General features: G+C 69.9%; 21 protein-coding genes. 10 read left to right on the forward strand and 11 right to left on the reverse strand.

The features are described from left to right. Positions 1–40 precede the first annotated feature (40 nt). Positions 41–478 (forward strand): SufE family protein, encoded by a 438-nt coding sequence (locus tag C9992_RS02175; protein ID WP_106813944.1) that lies wholly within the window; start codon positions 41–43, stop codon positions 476–478. Between the two features lie 12 nt (positions 479–490). On the opposite strand, the gene C9992_RS02180 is transcribed toward C9992_RS02175, so the two are convergent. After that, positions 491–1,693 carry an alpha/beta hydrolase family protein gene (locus tag C9992_RS02180; protein WP_106813945.1) on the reverse strand — a complete coding sequence of 401 codons (1,203 nt, stop codon included), beginning with the start codon at positions 1,691–1,693 and terminating at the stop codon, positions 491–493. A gap of 25 nt (positions 1,694–1,718) precedes the next feature. Here C9992_RS02180 and C9992_RS02185 point away from each other — a divergent pair, with 25 nt between their 5' ends. The 4 genes from C9992_RS02185 to C9992_RS02200 all read left to right on the forward strand — a co-directional run bounded on the left by C9992_RS02185 (position 1,719) and on the right by C9992_RS02200 (position 6,931). After that, a complete protein-coding gene (locus tag C9992_RS02185; protein ID WP_106813946.1) occupies positions 1,719–2,309 on the forward strand; it encodes a DUF3000 domain-containing protein in 591 nt (196 codons plus the stop codon). Continuing rightward, complete coding sequence (locus C9992_RS02190) at positions 2,302–3,501, forward strand: ribonuclease D (RefSeq protein WP_106813947.1); 1,200 nt, start codon at positions 2,302–2,304, stop codon at positions 3,499–3,501. The genes C9992_RS02185 and C9992_RS02190 overlap by 8 nt, the downstream gene beginning before the upstream one ends. A gap of 72 nt (positions 3,502–3,573) precedes the next feature. Next, a complete protein-coding gene (locus C9992_RS02195) occupies positions 3,574–4,779 on the forward strand; it encodes a thiolase family protein (protein WP_106813948.1) in 1,206 nt (401 codons plus the stop codon). Between the two features lie 7 nt (positions 4,780–4,786). Next, the gene (locus C9992_RS02200) at positions 4,787–6,931 is read left to right on the forward strand and encodes a 3-hydroxyacyl-CoA dehydrogenase NAD-binding domain-containing protein (RefSeq protein ID WP_106813949.1); all 2,145 of its coding nucleotides are present in this window, start codon (positions 4,787–4,789) and stop codon (positions 6,929–6,931) included. A gap of 179 nt (positions 6,932–7,110) precedes the next feature. On the opposite strand, the gene dxs is transcribed toward C9992_RS02200, so the two are convergent. The 5 genes from dxs to dut form a co-directional block, all read right to left on the reverse strand. Further along, positions 7,111–9,069, reverse strand: coding sequence for a 1-deoxy-D-xylulose-5-phosphate synthase (gene dxs, locus C9992_RS02205; protein ID WP_106813950.1), 1,959 nt, complete (start codon positions 9,067–9,069; stop codon positions 7,111–7,113). Positions 9,070–9,168: 99 nt separating this feature from the next. Further along, entirely contained in the window at positions 9,169–12,075 is a 2,907-nt protein-coding gene (acnA, locus tag C9992_RS02210; RefSeq protein WP_200826202.1) for an aconitate hydratase AcnA, read from the reverse strand. An 89-nt stretch (positions 12,076–12,164) separates the two neighbouring features. Then, on the reverse strand, positions 12,165–12,893 hold the full coding sequence (locus C9992_RS02215; protein ID WP_106814591.1) for a DUF3159 domain-containing protein: 729 nt from the start codon (positions 12,891–12,893) through the stop codon (positions 12,165–12,167). Positions 12,894–13,012: 119 nt separating this feature from the next. After that, positions 13,013–13,612, reverse strand: a complete 600-nt coding sequence (locus C9992_RS02220) for a DUF3710 domain-containing protein (RefSeq protein WP_106813951.1) — start codon at positions 13,610–13,612, stop codon at positions 13,013–13,015. Further along, on the reverse strand, positions 13,609–14,130 hold the full coding sequence (dut, locus tag C9992_RS02225; RefSeq protein WP_200826203.1) for a dUTP diphosphatase: 522 nt from the start codon (positions 14,128–14,130) through the stop codon (positions 13,609–13,611). The genes C9992_RS02220 and dut overlap by 4 nt, the downstream gene beginning before the upstream one ends. Before the next feature lie 12 nt (positions 14,131–14,142). Here dut and C9992_RS02230 point away from each other — a divergent pair, with 12 nt between their 5' ends. Continuing rightward, positions 14,143–14,661, forward strand: coding sequence for a DUF3093 domain-containing protein (locus tag C9992_RS02230; RefSeq protein ID WP_106813953.1), 519 nt, complete (start codon positions 14,143–14,145; stop codon positions 14,659–14,661). Here C9992_RS02230 and C9992_RS02235 read toward each other — a convergent pair. After that, entirely contained in the window at positions 14,636–14,929 is a 294-nt protein-coding gene (locus C9992_RS02235) for a DUF4193 domain-containing protein (RefSeq protein ID WP_106813954.1), read from the reverse strand. The two genes, C9992_RS02230 and C9992_RS02235, sit on opposite strands and share 26 nt — an antisense overlap. A gap of 263 nt (positions 14,930–15,192) precedes the next feature. Between C9992_RS02235 and sepH the strand changes: the two genes are divergently transcribed. Then, a complete protein-coding gene (sepH, locus tag C9992_RS02240) occupies positions 15,193–16,239 on the forward strand; it encodes a septation protein SepH (RefSeq protein ID WP_106813955.1) in 1,047 nt (348 codons plus the stop codon). Between the two features lie 6 nt (positions 16,240–16,245). Here the strand turns inward: sepH and C9992_RS02245 are convergent, their stop codons facing one another. Beyond that, positions 16,246–17,361 carry an alkaline phosphatase family protein gene (locus C9992_RS02245; protein ID WP_200826204.1) on the reverse strand — a complete coding sequence of 372 codons (1,116 nt, stop codon included), beginning with the start codon at positions 17,359–17,361 and terminating at the stop codon, positions 16,246–16,248. 66 nt (positions 17,362–17,427) lie between these two features. Between C9992_RS02245 and C9992_RS02250 the strand changes: the two genes are divergently transcribed. Further along, complete coding sequence (locus C9992_RS02250) at positions 17,428–19,887, forward strand: DNA gyrase/topoisomerase IV subunit A (protein ID WP_106813957.1); 2,460 nt, start codon at positions 17,428–17,430, stop codon at positions 19,885–19,887. Between the two features lie 105 nt (positions 19,888–19,992). On the opposite strand, the gene C9992_RS02255 is transcribed toward C9992_RS02250, so the two are convergent. Further along, positions 19,993–22,074 (reverse strand): DNA gyrase/topoisomerase IV subunit B, encoded by a 2,082-nt coding sequence (locus tag C9992_RS02255; RefSeq protein WP_407662204.1) that lies wholly within the window; start codon positions 22,072–22,074, stop codon positions 19,993–19,995. Positions 22,075–22,242: 168 nt separating this feature from the next. Between C9992_RS02255 and C9992_RS02260 the strand changes: the two genes are divergently transcribed. Further along, the gene (locus C9992_RS02260) at positions 22,243–22,467 is read left to right on the forward strand and encodes a DUF7455 domain-containing protein (protein ID WP_106813959.1); all 225 of its coding nucleotides are present in this window, start codon (positions 22,243–22,245) and stop codon (positions 22,465–22,467) included. Between the two features lie 7 nt (positions 22,468–22,474). On the opposite strand, the gene C9992_RS02265 is transcribed toward C9992_RS02260, so the two are convergent. Further along, positions 22,475–23,536 (reverse strand): alanine racemase, encoded by a 1,062-nt coding sequence (locus tag C9992_RS02265; RefSeq protein ID WP_106813960.1) that lies wholly within the window; start codon positions 23,534–23,536, stop codon positions 22,475–22,477. Continuing rightward, on the reverse strand, positions 23,533–24,246 hold the full coding sequence (locus tag C9992_RS02270) for an alanine racemase C-terminal domain-containing protein (RefSeq protein WP_106813961.1): 714 nt from the start codon (positions 24,244–24,246) through the stop codon (positions 23,533–23,535). The genes C9992_RS02265 and C9992_RS02270 overlap by 4 nt, the downstream gene beginning before the upstream one ends. A 44-nt stretch (positions 24,247–24,290) precedes the next feature. Between C9992_RS02270 and C9992_RS02275 the strand changes: the two genes are divergently transcribed. After that, positions 24,291–25,313 carry a sugar-transfer associated ATP-grasp domain-containing protein gene (locus C9992_RS02275; RefSeq protein WP_106813962.1) on the forward strand — a complete coding sequence of 341 codons (1,023 nt, stop codon included), beginning with the start codon at positions 24,291–24,293 and terminating at the stop codon, positions 25,311–25,313. Positions 25,314–25,341: the final 28 nt, after the last annotated feature.

A 25,341-nucleotide genomic window follows, 5' to 3' on the forward strand; every position in this document is an offset into this window, starting at 1 on the left:
GCCCGAGCCGGTCGGCCTCACGCGTGGGAGGATGGCGGTGATGTCCGAAGCCGTCCTTCCCGAGCGCCTCGCCGAGATCCGCGACGAGTTCCTGGAGCTGCCCGAGCCCGATCGCCTGCAGCTGCTCCTGGAGTACTCGCAGGAGCTCCCGCCCGTTCCGCAGCGATACGAGGGCCATCCCGAGCTGTGCGAGCGGGTCGTGGAGTGTCAGTCGCCGGTGTACATCGTCGTGGACGTCGATCCGGACGGGGTGGTGGCGATGCACGCCACGGCTCCACCCGAGGCTCCGACGACGCGCGGATTCGCGAGCATCCTCGCGCAGGGCCTGACCGGGCTCTCTGCGGCCGAGGTGCTGGCCGTCCCGGGCGACTACCCGCAGACCCTCGGATTGACCCGCGTGGTCTCCCCGCTGCGGATCTCGGGCATGACGGGCATGCTGTTGCGTGCCCAGCGTCAGGTGCGCGCGAAGACGGCCTGACGCCGGCGCCGCTCACGCCGCGGCGAGCCCTCGCGCGGCCAGCCAGGACCGGATGCTGTCACTCCAGCGCTCCTGGTCGTAGTTCCAGAGCTTCGTGTGACGCGCGACGTCGAACACCCGCAGATCGACGAGGTCGGGACGGGCCGCGAACAGCTCGTGCGACGCGTCGGAGGGCACGAAGCCGTCGTCGTCGCTGTGGAGGATGAGGATCGGATGCCGCAGCTCGGCCGCGCGCGCGACCACATCGAGCTCGTCGAGCCGGATGGCGGCGCCGGTCCGTGTGAGCGGTGTCGCCCATTCCGCCTGAAGCGCCTCCAGGGCCAGCCCCGTGATCGGCCGGGGCACGCGCAGCTCGCGCGCCTGGTACGCCAGCACGAGGCGCCAGTCGACGACGGGCGACTCGAGGATCAGTCCGGCAATGACATCACCGTGGGCCGAGTTCAGCGACAGCTGCAGCGCGATCGCGCCGCCCATCGACCACCCCATGACGATCACACGCCGCGCGCCGCGGCGCCGGGCGAATCCGACGGCGGCGTCGACGTCCCGCCACTCGGTCGCCCCCAGCGCATACGTGCCGGTCCTGCTGCGGGGCGCCTCCCCGTCGTTGCGGTACGACACCAGCAGGGACGTGATGCCGAGCGAATCGAACAGCGGCACGGCGCGCAGGCACTCGGCGCGCGTGGTTCCCCGGCCGTGCACCTGGATCACCCACGTGTCGCCGTCTCCGGCAGGGAACAGCCACGCGGGACAGGGACCGACGGTCGAACCGATGAGCTCCGGCGTGTACGGCAGGTGCAGCTCCTCGGGGCGCTCGTAGTACCAGCCGCTGAAGGCCGCCTCGGGCGACAGGTGCGCATCCGGCCCGATGTGGGTGAGCAGCTTGCGTTTGACGCTGGTGGCGTCCTCGGACAGCACCGAGCCCAGCTTGAGGTAATCCGCCGTCCCGGTGGTGAACAGACCGTAGCGGCCGGGGAGCTCGGTGTCGGCGGTGCGCGCGAGGGTGATCGTCTGCGCCGCCGTGTCGAGCGCGAGGATGCGCGTGTCCGGCAGCCGCCGGGCGGGCGTCACGACCTTGCGAGCCATCCGCACGGAACCGGCGGCGAGGGCGCCGACGACGCCTGCCAGCGCGATGCTCAGCACGGCGAGAGCAGCCTTGACACCGGCGGCGAACAGAGGGGTTGCGCCGCGGATCGCGGCGCGCCTGGAGGCGACCATCGAGGCATCACTCTAGTCTGTCCGCGTGGCTGAGCAGCGTCCCCCGGCGGCACCCACCACGTTCGAGCAGGCGGCGGACGCGGTGAGGGCGATCGAGTTCCGCGATGACCTGACGGTGCACGAGATCGCGGCACCCCAGGGGCTCGCGCCGCAGGCGCTCGCCATCGCGGGAGACGTGCGCTCCTCCCCCGACGAGGCGGACTCCCCCTACGGCACCGGGCGCCTGGTGCTTCTCTTCGATCCCGAGGAGCCCTCTGCGTGGAACGGTCCTTGGCGCATCGTGTGCTTTGCACAGGCCCCCCTCGAGCCGGAGATCGGAATCGATCCGCTGCTGGCCGACGTCGCGTGGACGTGGCTCACCGACGCCCTGGCATCCCGCCACGCCGGCTTCCATTCGGCCTCGGGCACGGCCACCAAGACGCTCTCCAAGGGCTTCGGATCGCTGGCCGCGGAGGGCGACGGAGCGCAGATCGAGCTGCGCGCGTCCTGGTCGCCGGAAGGCGCGATCGCGCCGCACGTGGAAGCATGGGCGGAGTTGGTATGCATGCTGGCGGGACTCCCGCCGGGCTCGGAAGGAATCGCGATGCTGGGTTCGCGCAGGTCGACACGTGGCTGAGTATGCGGTGATCGACGCCGTCGACGACGTCGTCGAAGCTGCCCTTCGGCTCGCCGCCGGGCAGGGGCCCGTCGCCGTCGACGTCGAGCGTGCGTCGGGTTTCCGGTACTCGCAGCGGGCCTATCTGGTGCAGGTGTTCCGGCGCGGCGCCGGGGTCTTCCTGTTCGACCCGCCCCCGATCGGCGACTTCCGCGCCCTCCAGGATGCGATCGGCGGCGAGGAGTGGGTGCTGCACGCCGCCAGCCAGGATCTGCCGTCCCTGCGTGAACTCGGGCTGGAACCCGACTCCATCTTCGACACGGAGCTCGCAGCCCGCCTCCTCGGTCACGAGCGGGTGGGCCTGGGTGCGGTGGTGGAGGACACGCTCGGCATCACGCTCGCGAAGGCGCACTCGGCGTCCGACTGGTCGACGCGGCCGCTGCCCCAGTCCTGGCTGGAGTACGCGGCCCTGGACGTCGAGCACCTCGTCGACGTGCGCGACAAGCTCGCAGACGAACTGGTTGAGCAGGGCAAGACGCAGTTCGCCGCCGAGGAGTTCCGCGCAGTCCTCGAGCGCGAGCCCAAGCCGCCGCGCGAGGAGCCCTGGCGACGGCTGTCGGGACTTCACACCGTGCGTGGCCGCAGGGCGCTGGCGATCGCCCGCGAGCTGTGGACCGCCCGCGAGGAGTTCGCACGTGAGGAGGACGTCGCTCCCGGACGTCTGGTTCCCGACCGTGCGCTCGTGGCAGCCGTGCTGGCCGACCCGAAGTCGAAGAACGCGCTGGCGGCCGTCAAGGAGTTCACCGGCCGTGCCAGCCGTACGCAGCTGGATCGCTGGTGGGCGGCGATCGAGGCGGGACGCGCGGCGAACCAGCTTCCTCTGGAGCGTGCCACCGGTGGCGACTCGCTCCCACCGCCCCGAGCCTGGTCCGATCGCAACCCCGAGGCCGACGCGCGGCTGAAGGCGGCCCGACCCGCTGTCGAGCATCGCGCCCAGGAGCTGGGAATGCCGACCGAGAACCTCCTGACGCCCGAGACTCTGCGCCGCGTCGCCTGGGCGCCCCCGGAGCCGGTGACCCCGGCATCCGTCGGGGAGGCACTCGCGGCGCTGGGCGCCCGCACCTGGCAGGTTGCGCAGACTGCACAGGTGATCGCCGATGCCTTTGTGGGATCCGTGCAAGGGCCGTCGCAGGCGTCCGAAGCCGCTTCGTAGGTTTCCCCCACCCGATTCCTGGCGTTCCGCGGCCGATCCTAGGCTGGCGGCATCTCTATGTTTGGAGGCAGAGTGGCCGAGATTTCGGACGTCTTCTTCGTCGATGGCATGCGCACCCCGTTCGGGCGCGCCGGCGAGAAGGGCATGTACTGGAACACCCGCGCGGACGACCTCGCCGTCAAGGCGACGATCGGGCTGATGGAACGCAATCCGGGCGTTCCCAAGGACAGCGTCGATGATGTCGCCATCGCCGCGACCAGCCAGACGGGCGACCAGGGGCTGACCCTGGGCCGCAGCGTGGCGATCCTGGCAGGGCTGCCCCAGACGGTTCCGGGCTTCGCGATCGACCGCATGTGCGCGGGTGCCATGACGAGCGTCACCACGATGGCCGCCTCGATCGGCGTGGGCATGTACGACGTCGCCCTCGCGGGCGGCGTCGAGCACATGGGCCACCACCCCATCGGCGCCAATGCCGACCCCAACCCCCGATTCGTCGCCGAGAAGATGGTGGATCCGGGGGCCCTCAACATGGGGGTCACGGCGGAGCGCATCTTCGACCGATTCCCGCACCTCACCAAGGAACGCTCGGACCGCTACGGCATGCTGAGCCAGCACAAGGTGCAGGCGGCGTACGACGCCGGCAAGATCCAGCCCGACCTCGTCCCGGTCGCGATCAAGGACGCCGAGGGTTCGTGGGGCCTGGCCACCGAGGACGAGGGTCGCCGGCCGCAGACCACAATGGAGGACCTGGCCAGCCTGAAGACGCCGTTCCGCCCCCACGGCCGTGTGACCGCCGGGACGTCGTCGCCGCTGACCGACGGCGCGACGATGTCGTTGCTGGCGGGCGGTCGCGCTGTCAAGGAGCTCGGTCTGAAGCCCAAGATGAGGCTCGTCTCGTTCGCCTTCGCCGGCGTCCAGCCCGAGATCATGGGCATCGGCCCGATCCCCTCGACCGAGAAGGCTCTCAAGAAGGCCGGCCTCACGATCGACGACATCGGACTGTTCGAGCTGAACGAGGCCTTCGCGATCCAGGTGATCTCGCTGCTGGATCACTTCGGCATCGCCGATGACGATCCGCGCGTGAACCCGTGGGGCGGCGCGATCGCGTTCGGCCACCCGCTGGCGGCCTCCGGTGTGCGCCTCATGATCCAGCTGGCGGCCCAGTTCGCCGAACGGCCCGACGTCCGCTACGGGTTGACCGCCATGTGCGTGGGCCTCGGACAGGGCGGCTCCGTCATCTGGGAGAACCCGTACTTCGACGGAAAGAAGCGGAAGTAATCGCAGAATGACCGACTACGACGACATCGACTTCTCCCCCATCCTCGCCACCACGGACGGCGAGGTGATCACCCACTCCCGCGTGCGCGACATCCGCCTGCCCTCCGGCAAGGTGCTGGCCCTCATCACGCTCGACAACGGCCGCGACCACACCCGTCCGAACACACTGGGCCCGGCCACGATGTCGCAGCTGGGCGACACCCTCGACGCCGTGAAGGCCCGCGCGGCCGCGGGTGAGATCCAGGCCGTGGGCATCACGGGCAAGCAGTACATCCTGGCCGCCGGCGCCGACCTCTCCGACATCGGCAGGGTGCGCTCCCGGGACGACGCACGGCTGGTCGCCCAGCTCGGCCACAAGGTGCTCGGCAAGCTCACCGAGCTCGGCGTGCCCTCGTTCGCCTTCGTCAACGGCCTGGCCCTGGGTGGCGGGCTCGAGATCGCCCTCAACAGCACCTACCGGACGGTGGATGCCTCGGCCGCGGCGATCGCGCTGCCCGAGGTGTTCCTCGGCATCATCCCGGGCTGGGGCGGCGCGTATCTGCTTCCGAATCTCATCGGCATCGAGAACGCGCTCGAGGTGGTCATCTCGAACCCGCTCAAGCAGAACCGCATGCTGAAGCCGCAGCAGGCGTTCGACTACGGGATCGTCGACGCCATCTTCCCCGCGGCCAACTATCTCGAGGACTCCCTCGCCTGGGCCGACGCCGTGCTGGCGGGCAAGGTCAAGGTGGAGCGCCGGAACGAGCCGGGCAAGCTCGAGCGTCTGACGAAGTGGCCGATCGCGATCAAGGTCGCGCGCGGAATGCTGGAGTCCAAGATCGGTACGGTGCCGAAGTCACCGTACGTCGCGCTGGATCTGCTCGACAAGGCCAAGAGCGGCACCAAGGCCGAGGGGTTCGCCCGCGAGGACGAGGCGCTGGCCGAGCTGGTGACCGGCGACCAGTTCGCGGCATCCATGTATGCCTTCGATCTCGTCCAGAAGCGCGCCAAGCGTCCGGTCGGCGCGCCCGACAAGCAGCTCGCGAAGAAGGTCACCAAGGTCGGCATCATCGGCGCCGGTCTCATGGCGAGCCAGTTCGCGCTGCTGTTCGTGCGCAAGCTGCAGGTGCCCGTGCTCATCACCGACCTCGACCAGGCCCGCGTCGACAAGGGTGTGGCGTACATCCACGAAGAGATCGGCAAGCTCCAGGCGAAGGGCCGGCTGGACGGCGACACCGCCAACAAGCTGCGTGCGCTGGTCACCGGCACGACCGACAAGAGCCTCTACGCGGACTGCGACTTCGTCATCGAGGCGGTGTTCGAGGAGGTCGGCGTCAAGCAGCAGGTGTTCGGCGAGATCGAGCAGATCGTGGCAGAGGACGCGATCCTCGCGACCAACACGTCGTCGCTCTCGGTCGAGGAGATCGGGGCGCGGCTCGTCCATCCCGAGCGCCTGGTCGGGTTCCACTTCTTCAACCCGGTCGCGGTGATGCCGCTCATCGAGATCGTCAAGACGCCGCAGACCGCGGATGCCGCGCTCTCGACCGCCTTCGTGGTGGCCAAGAACCTCGGCAAGAACGCGGTGCTCACCGCTGACGCGCCCGGCTTCGTCGTCAACCGCCTGCTGGCGAAGGTGATGGGCGAGGCAGCGCGCGCAGTGTACGAGGGAACCCCCGTCGCGGACGTGGAGAGGGCCTTCGCGCCGCTCGGCCTGCCGATGGGTCCGTTCCAGCTCATCGATCTGGTCGGCTGGAAGGTCGCCGCCCACGTGCAGGACACCATGGTGCGCGCGTTCCCGGACCGCTTCTACGCCAACGAGAACTTCCATGCTCTCGCGGAGCTTCCCGAGGTCGTCGAGAAGGACAAGGGCGGTCGTGTCACCGGCTGGACGAAGGCGGCCGAGAAGGTGCTCAAGCCCGCGGTCGGCTCCGCCCCCGCTCCGGCGGCGGAGATCCTCCGCCGCGTGCAGGACGGACTCGCGCAGGAGATCAAGATCATGCTCGACGAGCGTGTGGTCCCCGAGGTGCAGGACATCGACCTCTGCCTGATCCTCGGCGCCGGCTGGCCGTTCATCGACGGGGGCGCCTCGCCCTACCTCGACCGCGAAGGCGCTTCGGAGCGCGTCTTCGGCGACACCTTCCACCACCCCGTGATCAAGGGCATCGGCGGCTGAGCCACCGCCTCCTGCCAGGGCGCACCTTCTCCGGAGGGTGCGCCCTGCGCTTTCCCCCGCGACGTCGTGTCGCGGCCGAGTCGACACCTTTCGATCCAGACGACATGTATCGCCCGTCCGGAACACCGCGACTCGCGCGAAGCGCATCGAGTCGTCGGCCGCGAGGACGCCCGCGAGCGTCAGCGGCGTTCGTCGCGGCTGCGGGCGAGGTCCGGCAGGGTCGGGATCTCGGTGGTCTGCGCGCCCCGGGCGACGGGGATGCGCGTGCCCAGCACCTGTGCCACGACATCCTGGGCGATCTTGGCCGGCGCGAGCCCGGCGTCTTCGAGGATCTGCTCGCGGCTGGCGTGGTCGATGAACTCGTCCGGAACCCCGAGCTCATCCACGGCGGTGTCGACCCCCGCCTCGCGCAGCACCTGTCGCACGCGGGTGCCGATGCCGCCCACGCGGATGCCGTCCTCGATCGTGATGACGAGGCGATGGGATGCCGCGAGCTCCACGATCGACGGCTGCACCGGAACGACCCACCGGGGGTCGACCACCGTCGCACCGATGCCCTGCGCGCGCAGGCGCTCAGCGACCTCGACCGCGGTGTGGGCCATGGGGCCGATGCCCACGAGCAGCACGTCCTGGGCGTCCGAGCGCACCAGGACGTCCACGCCGTCTTCGAGCCGTTCGAGAGCGGGAAGGTCGGCACTGACCGGGCCCTTGGGGAAGCGCAGCACCGTGGGAGCGTCGTCGACGGCCACAGCCTCCTGCAGCTCTTCGCGCAGCCGGGCTTCGTCACGCGGCACGGCGATGCGGATGTGCGGGACGATCTGCAGCATCGCCAGATCCCAGATGCCGTGGTGACTGGGCCCGTCGGGGCCGGTGACGCCGGCCCGGTCGAGCACGAACGTGACGCCCGCCTTGTGGAGGGCGACGTCCATCAGCACCTGGTCGAAGGCCCGGTTCATGAACGTCGCGTAGATCGCCACGACGGGGTGCAGCCCGCCGAAGGCGAGGCCGGCGGCCGATGTGACCGCGTGCTGCTCGGCGATGCCCACGTCGTACACGCGGTCGGGGAACCGCTGCGCGAAGGGCAGGAGCCCCGTCGGGCGCAGCATCGCGGCCGTCATCGCGATCACGTCGTCGCGCCGGTCGCCGACCGAGACCAGCTCGTCGGCGAAGACGTCGGTCCAGGCGCGATCGCCCGGGGAGCCCAGCGCCTCGCCGGTCAGTGGGTCGATCTTGCCGACGGCGTGGAACTGGTCGGCCTCGTCCTCGAGTGCCGGAGCGTAGCCGCGGCCCTTCTCGGTGATCGCATGGACGATGACCGGGGCGCCGTACGCCTTCGCGAGTTCGAGCGTCTCCAGCAGCACCGGAAGATCGTGACCGTCGACCGGACCGAGGTATTTGATGTCGAGGTTCGAGTACAGCGCGGCGTTGTTGGTGAACCGTGAGAGGAAACCGTGTGTGCCACCCCGCACGCCCCGGTACACGGCGCGCGCGGCCGGCCCGAGCTTGCGGAACAGGTTGTCGGACCCGCGGTGCAGATTGCGGTACGACTCCGCGGTGCGCACCCGGTTGAGGTACCGGGCCATCCCGCCGATGGTCGGTGCGTACGAACGACCGTTGTCGTTGACGACGATGACGAGGTTGCGATCGTTGTCGTCCGAGATGTTGTTGAGCGCCTCCCACGTCATGCCGCCGGTGAGCGCGCCGTCGCCGACCACCGCGACGACGTGCCGGTCCTTGCGGCCCGTGCGCGTGAGGGCTCGTGAGACGCCGTCCGCCCAGCTGAGTGAACTCGATGCGTGCGAGGACTCGACGACGTCGTGCGGGCTCTCGGATCGCTGGGGGTAGCCGGCCAGGCCGCCCCGGGCGCGCAGTTTCGTGAAGTCCTGCCGCCCCGTCAGCAGCTTGTGGACATAGGACTGGTGGCCGGTGTCGAAGACGATCGGATCGTGCGGGGAGTCGAACACCCGATGAAGGGCGATCGTGAGCTCCACGACGCCGAGATTGGGACCGAGGTGGCCTCCGGTGCGTGCGACGTTCTCGACGAGGAACCCGCGGATCTCATCCGCCAGCTGCTCCAGCTGATCGATGCTCAGTGCGTCGAGGTCGCGCGGTCCGGTGATGGACGACAGCAGCGACATCCCCGCTCCTTTCCGGCCCCGGAGGGGCTCTGACAGTCTACCCGCGGCACGCAGAAGGACCGGATGCCGCGAGGCATCCGGTCCTTCTGCGTGCGAGTGTCAGACCAGCGACCGCAGCACGTACTGCAGGATGCCGCCGTTGCGGTAGTAGTCGGCCTCACCGGGCGTGTCGATGCGCACGACTGCGTCGAATTCGACGGTCTGCTTGCCCTCGGGCGAGAACTCGCTCGGCGCGGCGGTGACGTGCACGGTCTTGGGGGTGATGCCCTCGTTCAGCTGCTCGAGGCCGGTGATGGACACGATCTCGGTGCCGTCCAGCCCGAGCGACTTCCAGCTCTCCCCCGCCGGGAACTGCAGCGGGACCACGCCCATGCCGATGAGGTTGGAGCGGTGGATGCGCTCGAAGCTCTCGGTGATGACCGCCTTGACGCCCAGCAGGCTCGTGCCCTTGGCCGCCCAGTCGCGCGACGAGCCCGAACCGTACTCCTTGCCGCCGAACACCACCAGCGGTGTGCCCTGCGCCTGATAGTTCATGCACGCGTCGTAGATGTAGGACTGCGGGCCACCCTCTTGCGTGAAGTCGCGCGTATACCCGCCCTCGACGATCTGGCCGTCGTTGACGGCGGCGACCAGCTCGTTCTTCAGGCGGATGTTGGCGAACGTGCCACGGATCATGACCTCGTGGTTGCCGCGTCGGGAGCCGTAGGAGTTGAAGTCCTTCTGCGCGACGCCGTGCTCGGTGAGGTACTGCGCGGCCGGCGTTCCGGCCTTGATGTTGCCCGCGGGCGAGATGTGGTCGGTCGTGACCGAGTCGCCGAGCGTGGCCATGACGCGTGCGCCGGTGATGTCGGCGACCGGCGTCAGCTCCATCGACATGCCGTCGAAGTAGGGCGCCTTGCGCACGTACGTCGAGTCGGCGTCCCACTCGAAGACCGGGCCCTCGGGGGTCGGAAGGTTCTGCCAGCGCTCATCGCCGTCGAACACCGTCGCGTACTGCTTGATGAACTGCTCGCGCGAGATCGAGGTGTCGATGATCTGCTGGACCTCCTCGGGCGAAGGCCAGATGTCCTTGAGGAAGACATCGTTGCCGTCGAGGTCCTTGCCGAGAGGATCGGTCTCGAAGTCGAAGTTCATCGAGCCGGCGAGGGCGTACGCGACCACCAGCGGCGGGGACGCCAGATAGTTCATCTTCACGTCGGGGCTGATGCGGCCCTCGAAGTTGCGGTTGCCCGACAGGACGGCCGTCACGGCGAGGTCGTGCTCGTTGATGGCCGCCGAGACCTCCTCGATGAGGGGGCCGGAGTTGCCGATGCAGATCGTGCAGCCGTAGCCGACGGTGTAGAAGTCGAGCCCCTCGAGCGCCTTGTCCAGTCCGGACTTCTCGTAGTAGTCGGTGACGACCTTCGAGCCCGGGCCCAGCGTGGTCTTCACCCACGGCTTGCGCTTGAGCCCCTTGTCGACCGCGTTCTTGGCCAGCAGGCCGGCGGCGATCATGACCGACGGGTTCGACGTGTTCGTGCAGGACGTGATGGCGGCGAGCGTCACGGCGCCGTTGTCGAGGATGTAGGCCTCACCGTCCGGGGTGGTGACCTTGACCGGCTTGGAGGCCGTCGCCGGTGCGCCGCTGTTGATGTGGACGGGTCGCGTCGAGCGCTCCTCCTCACCGGGGACCTGGCCGGGGTCGGAGGCCGGGAACGAGTGCTTGGACTCGAGGTCCACGATGTCGTCGCTCGTGGACGGCGTGGCGTAGCCCACGATGTCCTTCTCGAACTGCGCCTTGGCCTCGGACAGCAGGATGCGGTCCTGCGGGCGCTTCGGCCCGGCGATCGAGGGCACGACGGTGGAGAGGTCGAGCTCCATGTACTCGCTGAAGTTCGGCTCGCGGGCCGGGTCGTGCCACAGCGACTGCTCCTTGGCGTACGCCTCGACGAGGGCCACCGCCTTCTCGTCCCGGCCGGTCAGACGGAGGTAGTCGAGCGTGACGTCGTCGATGGGGAAGATCGCCGCCGTGGAGCCGAACTCCGGGCTCATGTTGCCGATGGTGGCGCGGTTGGCCAGCGGCACCGAGGCGACGCCCTCGCCGTAGAACTCGACGAACTTGCCCACGACGCCGTGCTTGCGCAGCATGTCGGTGATCGTGAGGACCACGTCGGTCGCCGTCACGCCGGCGGGGATCTCACCGGTGAGCTTGAAGCCCACCACGCGCGGGATGAGCATCGAGACGGGCTGGCCGAGCATCGCCGCCTCGGCTTCGATGCCGCCGACGCCCCAGCCCAGCACGCCCAGGCCGTTGACCATCGTGGTGTGCGAGTCGGTGCCCACACAGGTGTCGGGGTAGGCGCGGAGCACTTTGTCCGCCCCCAGTCCTGAGCCTGTCGAAGGGACCTCACGGTCGTAGATCACCTTCGCCAGGTGCTCGATGTTCACCTGGTGCACGATGCCGGTGCCCGGAGGTACGACCTTGAAGTCGTTGAAGGCCGTCTGTCCCCAGCGCAGGAACTGGTAACGCTCGCCGTTGCGCTCGTACTCGATCTCGACGTTGCGCTCCAGAGCGTCCTCGCGGCCGAAGAGGTCGGCGATCACAGAGTGGTCGATGACCATCTCCGCCGGCGAGAGGGGGTTGATCCGGTTCGGGTCGCCGCCGAGGGCGGTGACCGCCTCGCGCATCGTGGCGAGGTCGACGATGCAGGGAACGCCGGTGAAGTCCTGCATCACCACGCGCGCCGGCGTGAACTGGATCTCGGTGTCAGGCTCGGCGTCCGGGTTCCACGAGCCGAGGGCCTGGATCTGCTCCTTGGTGACGTTGGCACCGTCCTCGGTGCGAAGCAGGTTCTCCAGCAGCACCTTCAGGCTGAACGGGAGCTTGTCGTAGCCCGCGACCGTGTCGATGCGGAAGATCTCATAGTCGGTGCTGCCGACCGTCAGGGTGCTCTTGGCACCGAAGCTGTCAACCGTGGACACGTCTGTCTCCTTCGTCGGCGGCGGGATCGTGCCGGAGTCCGGCATCCCCATCTTCTCTCGCCCCCGACCCCTCGGCTAGTGAGGTGCACCTAAACGGGACGAGCGATATTTATCTTGATGTCGAGATAAATGTATCACCTTGGCGAGGGTGGGTAGAGCGCGCGCACCGCGAGCCAGGTGACGGCGACGAGCGGGGCGAACAGCGGCAGACCCATGACGAGCTTCAGCGTGCCCAGGGCGGTCACGTCGTTCGCGAAGTACAACGGCACCTGAACGAGCAGCCGCGCCGCGAACAGCGAGGCCCACGCGATCGACAGCCAGAAGAACGCGCGACGCTTGCGCCGGTCGACACGCCACGCTGTGCCCTCCCCCATGAGGAACCCGACGGCGAGCCCGATGAGCGGCCATCCCACGAGAGCGGAGATCAGGAAGGCGGTGCCGTAGAGCCCGTTGGTCGCGAACCCCCAGAGGAAGTTGTCGGCGGCCCGACCGGTCCACAGCGACAGCGCGGCGGCCGCCACCGCGGCGATGAGTCCGCCGAGGGCCGCGGCGACCGGCTGCTTCTGGAGCAGGCGGATCACGGTGAAGATCGCCGCGATCCCGACCGAGACGGCCAGCGAGAGCACGAGCTGCTGCGTGAGCGTGAACAGCACGACGAACGCGAGGCTCGGAAGCACCGATTCGAGGATGCCGCGCCAGCCGCCCATGGCCGACCACACCACGTGCCGCGTGCTCCTGCCCTCCGCCGGGTCGAGGCCCGCGCGGCGCGCGGCGCCGCCGAGGGCGGCGCCCAGGATCTCGGATGCCGACGGCTGGGCGCCCGCTGCGGAGGAGGAGGGATCGGGCAGGCCGCCCTCGGGCATCGGTCCGGCGGTCGCGCCGGCCGTTGCCGGCTCGGCGTCCGCGTGTCGCGCGATCGGGGGATCCCCGTCTGCCGGCTCGCCACCGGGTCCGGGGCGGCCGTCGCGCGGGGTCGCGTCGCTCACGCCGTACCCGGGGTCGCCGGCATCCGAAGCGGGATGAGGTCGCGCGGAGGCATCGGGGACCCGCCCCGGACCACGACGATCGAGCGGAAGAGGTCCTCCACAGCGGCCGCCGCTTCGACGTCGGAGGTCGCCGCCCCGCCGATGACGCCCCGCAGGAACCACCGAGGACCGTCCACGCCGACGAAGCGCGCCAGGCGCTTGCCCGCCGTGCCGTCCGGCCCGGCGATGACCGGCACCTCGGCGAGCAGCTCCGGCCCCAGAGGGCCCTCGCGCTCCTCCACGCGTCCGCCCTGCTGGCGGATCTGCTGGCGGATCTGGTCCCGCGTCTCGTCCCACAGGCCCGCAGTGCGCGGGGCGGCGAACGGCTGCACCTGCAGCGTCGACCCGGCATAGTCGAGCCCGACGGCCACGATGCGCTTGGTCTGCTCCTCGACCTCCAGGCGGAGGTTCAGTCCTTCGCGCGGCAGGATCTTGATCCCGCCCAGGTCGATGTACGGCCGGACCGGGTTCGCTTCCGACTCGTCGAACGGGCCGGTCGCGGCACGGTCTTCGGGAGCCGCCTTGCGCGGCGTCTCGGGTGAGGGGGAATCGGTCATGCCAGGACTCCGTCCGTCTCGTCGTGGTCGCGGGGAGCTGTCCGCGCGTACTCCGCGGCGCCCGTCGCCGGCTGCGCCGCGCCCGCGCGATAGCCCGTGGAGCCGAAACCGCCCTCGCCTCGCGTGCTGTCGGGCAGCACCTCCACAGGAAGGAACGCCGCGCGCGGGACGGGCATCACGATCAGTTGCGCGATGCGGTCGCCCACGGCGATCTCGTGCGGCTGATCGCGATCGGTGTTCAGAAGGATGACCTTGATCTCGCCCCGGTAGCCGGCATCGATGGTCCCCGGCGAGTTGACGATGGTGATGCCGTGCTTGGCGGCCAGGCCGCTGCGCGGCACGACGAAGCCGACGTAGCCGTCCGGGAGCGCGATGCGCACCCCCGTGCCGACCAGAGCGCGCGCACCGGGCTCCAAGCGCACCGCCTCCGCGGCGACCAGATCCGCTCCGGCGTCGCCGGGATGGGCGTACACCGGGACGTCGGAGGCGATAATGGGGACGTCCACCGTTTCAGTCACCCAATGAGGGTAATGCAGAACTCATCGCGTCACGCCGGGGCCCGCAACGACCGCGGCGGTGCGCCCGCGGACCGTCTGTACCGGGAACGCCTCGGGCCGTCGCTGTGGATCCTGGTGGCCGCCGCGGTGGCGGCGCCGATGGCGGCTCTGGTGCTCACGCCGATCGACACGACGGTGGCTCTGGCGGTGGGGATCGTAGTGGGCGTGCTGCTGGTCGCGCTGATGATCGCCGCCGCTCCCGTCGTCGAGGTGCGCGGTGGCGAGCTCCGCGCGGGACGCGCCCACATTCCGGTGGAGTTCCTCGGCGTTCCGGTGACGCACGTGGGCGATGACGCCCGCCATGTGCGCGGTGCCGGTCTGGACCCCCGCTCGTGGCACCTCATCCGCGGCGGCATCGACGGCGTCGTCGTCATTCCGGTGACGGATGCCGACGATCCGACGACCGCGTGGGTGATCTCCTCGCGGACGCCTGATCGCCTCTCCGCCGCGGTACGGCGGGCTCAGCTCAGGCGGCGCACTCCGAGCAGATAGGGCCGTCGCCGCTCTCGTGATCCAGCTGCGAACGGTGCTTCACGAGGAAGCAGTTCGCACACGTGAACTCATCCTCCTGAGGCGGCAGAACGACGACGTCGAGCTCGAGGTCCGACAGGTCGGCCCCGGGCAGCTCGAAGCCCGACGGGTTGTCGGCGTCCTCCACGTCGACCGAACCCGAGAGCTTGTCGGGAACGCGCTCCTTGAGCGCCTCGATCGACTCGCTGTCGTCCTCGGTCTTGCGGGGGGCGTCGTAATCGGTGGCCATGCGTGAAGATCTCAACTTCCGGGTATCGCGGGTTGCGCTCGCCCTTGCGGGCGGCGATAGTTTGCACGACGGCTTCCCCTTTTGCAAATGCGATCGAGGCGGGTCCGTGGGGTGCGTTCGCGTGAAACTCGCGGCACGCGCGCGATATTCCCGGCGCTGGGGATCTGCTGTGACAGCATGGGCGCACAGGCAGGATCGGCAGCCATCAGCCCGACAAGACACGCGCAGCCATGAGCCGGCACGAGAAAGCAAGGGGCGTCCGCATGGAACAGCTCAAGGTGATCGGAACCGAGGACGACAAGCTCATCCTGGCGACCGAGTCAGGCGAGAGGTTCTCGCTCGCCGTCGACGACCTGCTGCGCCGAGAGCTGCGCAAGGCGCGCCGGGAACGCGACGAGGACGCGCAGGCCGCCCGGCCGAGTCCCCGCGAGATCCAGTCCCACATCCGCGCGGGGTTGTCCGCGCGAGAGGTGGCGGAGCTGCTGGGCGCCCGCGTCGAGGACATCGTCCGCTTCGAAGGCCCCGTCCTGGCCGAGCGCGAGCACGTGGTCGGTCAGGCGCTGGCCGTGCCCGTGCTGCTCGGCGGCGACTTCGAAGGCGACGGCCACACGACTTTCGGCGCGGCAGTGAGGGCGAAGCTCGCTGAGGCCGGCGCCATCGGTGAACGGTGGACCAGCTGGAAGGAGCCGACCGGCTGGATCGTGAAGCTGGAGTTCACCTCGAACGACATCGGCCATGACGCCCGCTGGGGCTTCGACCCCCGCCGCAGCACGCTGTCGCCGCTGAACGCCGACGCCATCCAGCTCTCGCGCCAGGGATCGCTGCCGGAGGGGCTCATTCCCCGGCTGCGCGCCCTGGAGTCGGTCTCCGCCAAGGACGACTCCCGCTTCGACAGTGGCGCATTCGGGCCGCGACGGCTGCCCGAGGCAGACATCGAGACGCCGGAGCTGCCTGCTCCCGCGGCTCCGGCCGTCCAAGAGGCGGCGATCAAGCGCGCGAGCGAGCCCGCCGTGGCGACCTCGGCCGAGACGGCGGACCTCCTCGAGGCGCTGCGGCGGCGCCGCGGTCAGCGCGAGCCGCTGCCGGGTGCCGACGAGGTCGCTCCGACGCCCCGCGGCTCCGCGCCGGTGGCGCTGTTCGACGCGCTCGAGCCCGGTTACGACGAAGCACCCGCCGACGAGGAATCCTCGGCAGCCGACCATCAGACGTCGTCGTCCTCTGCGGCGGTCGCCGAGGCGGGTCGCCGCAAGGGGCGGACGTCGATGCCATCGTGGGATGAGATCGTGTTCGGCGCCCGCTCCGACGACTGACCCCTTTCAGGCGAAGGCGCCCAGCCGGATCAGCGGCACCACTCGCTCTTCGTCGGTCAGCGAGCCGTGCTGGCCGATCATCTTCTGCGGCGCCTTGTCGGCGAGCCGGTCGTCGTAATAGGCGATGCCCGAACGCGCTGCGACGACCACGTCGCCGATCCGCGCGCTCACCTCCTCATCGATCGGACCCATCAACCCGGATTCCGCCAGCTCGGCACGCGAGAGCACCCAGGAACGGGACGCCTCGCCCGCCAGCCAACGCTCTTTCACCGCCACCGCGGCCCCGGGCTCCGCATACAGATGCAGCATGCGCGGCTCGCCGCCGATGAGGTGCACGCCCTCCAGCAGCGTAGATCCCTCCTCGAGGAGCACGTGCCGATGCCGCGGCACATCGACCATGCCGTGGTCGGAGGTCACCACGACCCCCGTGCCACGCTCCAGCGACCGGGCGAGCAGGCGCGCGGCGGCATCCACCCGCTCCAGGGTCGCCACCCACTCGTCCGACTCCCAGCCCCGCCTGTGCCCGACGGCGTCGAGGTCCGGCGCGTAGAGATAGACCAGCGAACCCGGATGCCGCGCCGCGAGGTCGGCGGCCAGCGCCACGCGCTGATCGAGGTCGTCCGCCCCGTGGAACTCTGCCGAGCCGAGCGTCGCCTCCGTGAATCCCGTGCGCGCGTACTCGTCGCGCGACACGACGAAGAACGGACGGCCGAGCGTCTGCGACAGCGGCGCCGCACGTTGGAACGACTGCGGCAGGCCATCGGTGTCCCAGCCGCGCAGCTGATTGGCGACATGGTCCGTGCCCGGGATGCGCGCGCGGTAGCCGACGATGCCGTGTTCGCCGGGCGCAGCCCCCGTGAGGAGGCTGGTGAGCGCGGCCGCCGTCGTCGAGGGGAACACCGTGCGCGCGGCATCCTTCTTCGCGCGGGCGTCCGCGAGGAACCGTGCGTGACCGGCGCGCGCCGACAGGTTGAAGACGCCGAGTCCGTCCAGTACCCAGACGATGGCGCTGCGGGCCGGGGCGAACCACTCCGACCGCCCATCCAGTGCCGCCGACATCTCCGGCACGACACGGGTGAGGCTCCGGGCTCGCGGCGGGTCCACGGGTAGGCTGAGGGACATCGGGGCCAGTCTCGCACACGCGGCCGCGCCCGTCCCTTCTGCCATCACCCGAGGCTTCATCGTCACATGCCCGCATCCCGCACCGACTCCGCACCCGCAGACCACGGCCGCATCGAGGACGTCGACGTCTCATCCGAGATGCAGACGTCGTTCCTCGAGTACGCCTACTCGGTGATCTACTCTCGCGCGCTGCCCGACGCGCGCGACGGCCTGAAGCCGGTGCAGCGGCGCATCCTCTTCCAGATGGCCGACATGGGCCTGCGACCCGATCGCGGACACGTCAAGAGCGCGCGCGTGGTCGGCGAGGTGATGGGAAAGCTGCACCCGCACGGTGACGCTCCGATCTATGACGCGCTGGTGCGGCTCGCGCAGCCCTTCTCGCTCCGGGTGCCGCTCGTGGACGGGCACGGAAACTTCGGGTCGCTGGACGACGGCCCCGCCGCCCCCCGCTACACCGAGGCGCGGCTGGCGCCACCGGCGCTCGCGCTGACGGAGAACCTCGACGAGGATGTCGTCGACTTCATCCCCAACTACGACGGCCAGTTCCAGCAGCCGGAGGTGCTGCCGGCGGCCTTCCCGAACCTGCTGGTCAACGGCACGACCGGCATCGCGGTGGGGATGGCGACCAACATGGCGCCGCACAACCTCATCGAGGTGGTCGGAGCCGCGACGCACCTGCTGGAGAACCCCGAGGCCACCGTCGAGGAGCTGATGGAGTTCGTGCCGGGTCCGGATCTTCCCGGCGGCGGCATCATCGTCGGGCTCGACGGCATCAAGGACGCCTACGCGACCGGCCGTGGCAGCTTCCGCACGCGCGCCAAGGTCTCCATCGAGTCGCTCGGCCCGCGCCGCACCGGTCTGGTGGTGACCGAGCTGCCCTATCTCGTGGGTCCGGAGCGGGTCATCGAGAAGATCAAGGACGCCGTCAACGCCAAGAAGCTCCAGGGCATCTCGGACGTCAACGACCTGACCGACCGGCACAAGGGCCTGCGCCTCGTCATCGGCATCAAGACCGGCTTCGACCCGCAGGCGGTCCTCGAGCACCTGTACCGGCTCACGCCCCTCGAGGACTCCTTCAGCATCAACAACGTCGCTCTGGTGGAGGGGCAGCCGCAGACCCTGGGACTGCGCGAGCTGCTGCGGGTGTACCTGGACCACCGCATCAGCGTCGTCACCCGCCGTAGCCGGTACCGGCTGAACCGCCGTAAGGAACGCCTGCACCTGGTCGAGGGCCTCCTCATCGCGATCCTCGACATCGACGAGGTCATCCAGGTCATCCGCACGTCCGACGACGGCGAGGCGGCCCGCACGCGCCTGATGAGCGTGTTCGACCTGTCCGAGCCGCAGGCCGAGTACATCCTCGAACTCCGCCTGCGACGGCTGACGAAGTTCTCGCGCATCGAGCTCGAGACCGAGCGCGACAACCTCCAGAAGGAGATCGCGGCGCTCGAGGAGCTGCTGGGCAGCGACGTGCTGCTGCGGCGGCAGGTCGCCACGGAATTGGATGCTGCGGCGGAGGCGTTCGGCACTCCGCGGCGGACCCTGCTGCTCAACGGCGGACCGGTGCAGCCGCGTTCCCGCGCGGCAGCAGCGGCCGCCGACCTGCAGATCGCGGACGCGCCGTGCCGCGTGTTCCTGTCGGCGACGGGGCGCATGGTCCGCGCCGAACTGGTCCCGGACGCGCCCGGCGGCGGCATCGTTGCACCGGCCCGCCGGTCCAAGCACGATGCGATCCGGTCGGCCGTGGACGCGACCACACGCGGTGACCTCGGCGCGGTCACCAACCTGGGCCGTCTCGTCCGCTTCTCCCCCGTCGACCTGCCCTCGGTCCCGGCGAACTCGGTGCAGTTGGCGGCCGGCACGCGCGGCGACCAGTACCTCGGTCTCAGCGGCGGCGAGCACGTGGTCGCCCTGGTGCCCCTCGCAGACGGTCCCCCGATCGCTCTGGGCACGGCGCAGGGCGTGGTCAAGCGCGTCGCGGCCACCGAGATCGGCAACAAGCACGACATCGAGATCATCGCGCTGAAGGACGGCGACCACGTGGTGGGTGCCGCTCCTGCGTCCGACGGTGCCGAGCTGGTGTTCGTCGCGAACGACGCCCAGCTGCTGCGCTTCGACGCGTCATCGGTGCGCCCCCAGGGCCGCTCGGCCGGGGGCATGGCCGGCATCCGTCTCGCCGACGGCGCGGAGGTGATCGCCTTCCACGTGGTCGGCGCATCCGAGTTCGATGCGGTGGTCGTGACGGTCGCCGGATCGACCACCGCGATCGCGGGAACCGACGCGGGCAGCGCCAAGGTGTCGCTGTTCAGCGAATTCCCCGCGAAGGGACGTGCGACCGGTGGCGTACGCGCTCAGCGGTTCCTCAAGGGCGAAGACGCGCTCACCCTCGCGTGGGTGGGAACCGACCCGCGCGCGGTCGGCGCCGACGGTGCCACCCGTACGCTGCCCGAATCCGGTGCCAAGCGCGACGCGTCGGGCGTGCCGCTGGACGGTGTCATCGGTGCCGTCGGGACTGCGGTCCGCTGATCAGACGAGACCCTGTCGCGGGCGGTGAGGTTTCGACTCGCTTCGCTCGCTCAACCTTGAGTCGGCACGCGTCAACGCTCATTCGTCGCATTGACCCGCACCGACTCAAGCGTCGATGCGCTCCCGCGCGAGGCGGTCGCTGGAGTCGATGATGAACTCCTTGCGCGGGGCCACGTCGTTGCCCATGAGCAGTTCGAAGACGGATGCCGCGGCCTCGGCATCCTGCATCCGCACGCGGCGCAGCGTTCGACCCGCACGGTCCATGGTGGTGGTGGCGAGCTGGTCGGCATCCATCTCGCCCAGACCCTTGTAGCGCTGCACGGGCTCCTGCCAGCGCTTGCCCGCCTTCGTGAGCTTCGTGAGCAGGGCGTGAAGCTCGTGCTCCGAGTACGTGTAGATCGTGTCGTTGGGCTTGGACCCCGGGTTGATGACGACGACCCGGTGCAGCGGCGGCACGGCTGCGAAGACCCGGCCCTCATCGATGAGGGGACGCATGTACCGGAAGAAAAGCGTCAACAGCAGCGTGCGGATGTGCGCGCCGTCCACGTCGGCGTCGCTCATCAGGATGATCTTGCCGTAGCGCGCGGCGTCGAGGTCGAACGAGCGACCCGAGCCGGCACCGATCACCTGGATGATCGCCGCGCATTCCGCGTTCGACAGCATGTCGCTGATCGACGCCTTCTGCACGTTGAGGATCTTGCCGCGGATCGGAAGCAGTGCCTGGAACTCGCTGTTGCGGGCGAGCTTCGCGGTGCCCAGGGCGGAGTCGCCCTCGACGATGAACAGCTCCGACTCCGCGACGTCGTTCGAACGGCAGTCGGCGAGCTTGGCGGGGAGGGACGAGGACTCCAGCGCGTTCTTGCGGCGCTGCGTCTCTTTGTGCGTGCGGGCCGAGATGCGCGCCTTCATCTCGGAGACGACCTTGTCCAGCAGCAGAGAGGTCTGCGCCTTGTCGTCCCGTTTGCTCGAGGTGAACCGCGCGGTCAGCTCGCGGGTGACGACGTTCGAGACGATCTGCCGCACCGCGGGGGTACCCAGAACCTCCTTCGTCTGGCCCTCGAACTGCGGTTCGGGCAGCCGGACCGTCAGCACCGCAGTGAGCCCGGCGAGGATGTCGTCCTTCTCGAGCTTGTCGTTGCCGACCTTGAGCCGGCGGGCGTTCTGCGTCACCTGGTCGCGCAGCACCTTCATGAGACCCTGCTCGAACCCCTGCTGATGCGTGCCGCCCTTGGGTGTGGCGATGATGTTCACGAAGGACCGGGTCACGGTCTCGTAGCCGGTGCCCCAGCGCACGGCGATGTCGACGTGACATTCGCGTTCCACCTCGGTGGGGACCATCGCACCCGACGCCTGCAGCACCGGGACGGTCTCGGTGAACGTGCCCGAGCCGGTCAGGCGCCAGGTGTCGGTGACGCCCGCATCGGGCGCGAGGAAGTCCGCGAACTCGGAGATGCCGCCGTCGAACCGGTAACTCGTCTCGACGGGCTCGCCGGTCTCGGTGCCGGGCCGCTCGTCGCGGATGACGATCTCGAGCCCGGGCACGAGGAAAGCCGTCTGGCGGGCGCGCTGCTCCAGCTCCTGCAGGTTGAAGGTCGCGTCCTTCGTGAAGATCTGGCGGTCCGCCCAGTAGCGGATGCGCGTTCCCGTCGCACCCTTGGGCGCCCGGCCGGCGACGCGCAGTTCGCTGCGATCCTCGAAGGGCGTGAACGCGGACTCAGGGCTGCCGTTGGAGAAGATGCCCGGCTCGCCGCGGTGGAACGACATCGCCCACGTCTTGCCGCCGCGGTCGACCTCGACGTCGAGCCGCTCCGACAGCGCGTTGACCACAGACGCACCCACGCCGTGGAGTCCGCCGGAGGCGGCGTAAGAGCCGCCGCCGAACTTGCCGCCGGCGTGGAGCTTGGTGAAGACGACCTCGACCCCGGAGAGCCCCGTGCGCGGCTCGATGTCGACGGGGATGCCGCGCGCGCGGTCACGGACCTCGACGCTGCCGTCGGCGTGGAGGATGATGTCGATCCGTGTGCCGAAGCCGGCGAGGGCCTCGTCGACGGAGTTGTCGATGATCTCCCACAGGCAGTGCATGAGCCCGCGCGAATCGGTGGATCCGATGTACATGCCGGGGCGCTTGCGGACCGCCTCGAGCCCTTCGAGCACCTGGAGATGATGGGCGGAGTACTCGGCGGTCACAATCTCTCATCGTAATCGCGGGGCCTGACACCCTTGCGCAGACACGCGCCGGGCGGGGCCGCCGTACGCGCTCAGCGAAATGTGCCGCGCTACCGGCATTCTCCGATGCAGCGCGTGGTTGTATTTCATGACCGCTACGGAGTTCTACGCATACGAGGAGGCACCGAGATGACCACGCTTTCCACCCCCACTGAGAACGGCGCCGTCCTCGAGTACCGCCTCACGGCGATGGACCGGTGCGATTCGTGCGGAGCGCAGGCGTACATCGCCGCCGAGGTGAACGGCAGCGAACTGCTGTTCTGCGCCCACCACGGTCGCAAGTACGAGGAGAAGCTGCGCGCCGTCGCCACCACGTGGCACGACGAGACCGCGCGCCTGTCCGAGACCGACTGACGCCGGTTCAGGCGTCCTCCGTCCCGCCCGCGAAGACCCGCGGGACGAGCGGCGAGACGCGCACGGCGAGCTCTTCCCCGATCGTTCCGATCTCCTCGGCGAGGTCGGTGGACGACGGGTCGTCGTGCTCACCCGTGCCGAACACCGTCACCTCATCGCCGACCGCGGCGCCCGGCCACGCTTCGATGGTCGACCGGGTGGCGCCCACGCCGAGCAGGCGCCGTCTGCCGGCGGGTGTGCCCAGCGCGGCCCTGCCGCCCAGCGACGATGGCAACCCGTGAAGCGCCCCGATCCCGATCTCGAGGACGTCGTCATGCACCTCGATGACGTCGGCGGCGAGTCGCCCCACCGGCATGAGTCCCAGCGACTGCGCAGACGGCCCGCCGGCGGAGCGGATGCCGTAGCAGAACGCGCCCACGCGCACCATGTCGTAGCGGAACTCCGGACGGGCGAACGAGGCCGCGCTGGCGGCCAGATGCCTCACGGCGGGGCGCAGGCCGGCCGACGAGGCCTGGGCGAGTGCGTGCTCGAAGACGTCTCGCGCCGCGTCGTCGTCCTCGTCCGACGCCTCCGCGATGTGGCTCCAGATCCCGACGACCTCGGTCAGACCGTGCGACTGCAGGGCGGCGGCGCGCGCGACGAACGCGGGCCACTCCTCGGGTCGCACGCCGTTGCGATGCAGCCCGGTGTCGATCTTCAGATGCACGCGCACCGGGCCGCGCGCCGCACGCGCAGCGTCGGCGACCTCCTCCAGGAGGGCCGCGTCGCCGACGCCGAGGTCGATGTCGGCGGCCACGGCGTCGTCGAGGTCGCTGCGGGACGCCGCGATCCACGCGAAGATGCGGATGCCTTCGCCCACCGCCGCACGCACGGCGCACCCGGTTCGCACGTCGAAGGCGCCGATCCACGTCACGCCGCTCGCCACCGCCGTGCGGACCACCGGCTCCACGCCGTGCCCGTACGCGTCGTCCTTCACCACGAGCATCGCCTCCGCGGGCGCGACCGTCTCCCGCACCCGCCGGATGTTCGACGCCAGCGCGCTGCGGTCCACGTGCAGTCGTGCGCTCATGCCACGACCTCCCGGAGCGCACGCAGCCCCACCATCGTGATCAGCTCGCCGGCGGAGAGCCCGGTCGGCGCGAGCCAGTCTGCGAGCGAAGGCTCGCCCTTCGACGCGTCGCCGAGGAACAGCGCCTCATCACCGCGCCCGACCTGGGAGCCGCCGATCTCGACCACGCAGACGTCCATCGCAACCCGTCCCACGATCGGATGCCGCATGCCGGCGATCATGACGTCCGCACCCCCGCCCAGCGCCCGCACGATGCCCTGTGCGTAACCACCTGTCACCAGCGCCACCCGTGTGTCGACGGGCGCCCGGTACGCGTAGCCGTAGGACACGCCCTCACCGCGACGCAGGTCCTTCACGGAGAGCACGGTCCCGGTCAGCCGGAGCGCGGGCGTGCCGCCGGAGCCGGGCAATCCGAACAGCCGCGGCGCCGACAGCGATCGCCGGGAGCCGGGCACCGCGACATCGCCGGCGGCAGCGTCCGCGGAGTCTGCCGGGTCCGGCCCCAGCCCCGCCTCGACGAGCACCGCCGCGACGAGCTCTTCACCGTGGCCCCAGGCATCCGCGTCCAGGATCGAGGACGCGTACAGGCGGATGTCGTCCGCCCGCGCCCTGCGCGCGTTGGCGAGGAGGATCCCCCGCGACACCCGGGCGACCGGCGCGCTGTGAGGCCCGGATCCCGATGCCGTCTGCCCAGGGATCGCGGAACTCACGCCTCTAGACTAACGAGGTCCCCTGCACCCGATACGGAGCATCCATGCCTTCTCAGGGCCTCAGCCTTGCGCCTCGCCTTCGCTACCTCGCCGCTCGCGCGCGCCGCATCGATGTCGGCTCGGTCATCGAACGGGCCAAGGAGACCGCGCGTGATCACGGCAAGTGGACGCCGGCCGTGCTCGTGGACATGCTGTGGTCGGCGGGTTTCCGGCAGGTCGGGTTCCAGGACTACGTCGACTACGACTTCGCGATCCTCAATCGCGCCGAGCGATCCACGTACATGACGCACCCGGTGTCGAACGAGCTGTCGCAGAAGTACGACGACCCGGCGTACCGGCACCTGTTCCACGACAAGGTGGCGTTCGACCGCACGTTCAGCGACTATCTGCGACGCGATTGGATGGTCGTCGAGGACGGCAACGCCGAGGCCGTGCGGGAGTTCACTCAGAAGCACGGCACCATCGTGACGAAGGAGCCGGTCGGTCAGGCCGGCACGGGCGTGCACCGCTACCACGCGAGCGATGTCTCCGACTGGGACGACTTCCATCGCGGGTTGCTCGCGCGCGGGGAACTGCTCATCGAGGAGGTCATCCGTCAGCACGACGACCTCGCCGCCGTGTGCCCGGGCACCGTCAACACGACACGCGTCACCGCCTTCTTCGACGGTGAGACCACCCACATCCTCGCCATGGCGCAGAAGTTCGGTCGGGGGGCCGTGAGCGATCAGATGACGTTCGGCGGCTTCTACACCATGCTCGACGACGACGGGCACGCCGTGGGTCCGGGCTACGACTCGCACGGCCACGTGCACCGCGCCCACCCCGACAGCGGCTTCGTCATCGCCGACTTCCAGCTGCCGATGGTCGACGAGGTCAAGGCCTTCGTCGACGAGGTGGCGCGCGTCGTGCCGCAGATCCGGTACGTCGGCTGGGACATCGTCGTCACGCCCGAGGGGCCGGTGCTCGTCGAGGGCAACTGGGGCGCGGGCGTCTACGAGAACAAGCCCAGCGTCACCGGCATCCGGACCGGTCACAAGCCCCGCTACCGGGCCGCGATCGGATTCTGAGCACGGGACGCCTTCGGGACGACACGGA

It is taken from the genome of Microbacterium timonense (assembly GCF_900292075.1).
GTDB classification, from domain to species: Bacteria; Actinomycetota; Actinomycetes; order Actinomycetales; family Microbacteriaceae; genus Microbacterium; species Microbacterium timonense.

Excerpts from the sequence above, each read along its gene's own strand:
- C9992_RS02220 (WP_106813951.1), bottom strand. The coding sequence starts at position 13,612 with ATGACCGATTCCCCCTCACCCGAGACGCCGCGCAAGGCGGCTCCCGAA.
- dxs (WP_106813950.1), bottom strand. The coding sequence starts at position 9,069 with ATGTCGCTGCTGTCGTCCATCACCGGACCGCGCGACCTCGACGCACTG.
- C9992_RS02180 (WP_106813945.1), bottom strand. The coding sequence starts at position 1,693 with ATGGTCGCCTCCAGGCGCGCCGCGATCCGCGGCGCAACCCCTCTGTTC.
- C9992_RS02175 (WP_106813944.1), top strand. The coding sequence starts at position 41 with ATGTCCGAAGCCGTCCTTCCCGAGCGCCTCGCCGAGATCCGCGACGAG.
- C9992_RS02260 (WP_106813959.1), top strand. The coding sequence starts at position 22,243 with ATGACCACGCTTTCCACCCCCACTGAGAACGGCGCCGTCCTCGAGTAC.
- C9992_RS02200 (WP_106813949.1), top strand. The coding sequence starts at position 4,787 with ATGACCGACTACGACGACATCGACTTCTCCCCCATCCTCGCCACCACG.
- C9992_RS02245 (WP_200826204.1), bottom strand. The coding sequence starts at position 17,361 with ATGTCCCTCAGCCTACCCGTGGACCCGCCGCGAGCCCGGAGCCTCACC.
- C9992_RS02275 (WP_106813962.1), top strand. The coding sequence starts at position 24,291 with ATGCCTTCTCAGGGCCTCAGCCTTGCGCCTCGCCTTCGCTACCTCGCC.
- C9992_RS02230 (WP_106813953.1), top strand. The coding sequence starts at position 14,143 with ATGCAGAACTCATCGCGTCACGCCGGGGCCCGCAACGACCGCGGCGGT.
- C9992_RS02265 (WP_106813960.1), bottom strand. The coding sequence starts at position 23,536 with ATGAGCGCACGACTGCACGTGGACCGCAGCGCGCTGGCGTCGAACATC.
- C9992_RS02215 (WP_106814591.1), bottom strand. The coding sequence starts at position 12,893 with ATGCCCGAGGGCGGCCTGCCCGATCCCTCCTCCTCCGCAGCGGGCGCC.
- C9992_RS02250 (WP_106813957.1), top strand. The coding sequence starts at position 17,428 with ATGCCCGCATCCCGCACCGACTCCGCACCCGCAGACCACGGCCGCATC.
- C9992_RS02235 (WP_106813954.1), bottom strand. The coding sequence starts at position 14,929 with ATGGCCACCGATTACGACGCCCCCCGCAAGACCGAGGACGACAGCGAG.
- acnA (WP_200826202.1), bottom strand. The coding sequence starts at position 12,075 with ATGCCGGACTCCGGCACGATCCCGCCGCCGACGAAGGAGACAGACGTG.
- sepH (WP_106813955.1), top strand. The coding sequence starts at position 15,193 with ATGGAACAGCTCAAGGTGATCGGAACCGAGGACGACAAGCTCATCCTG.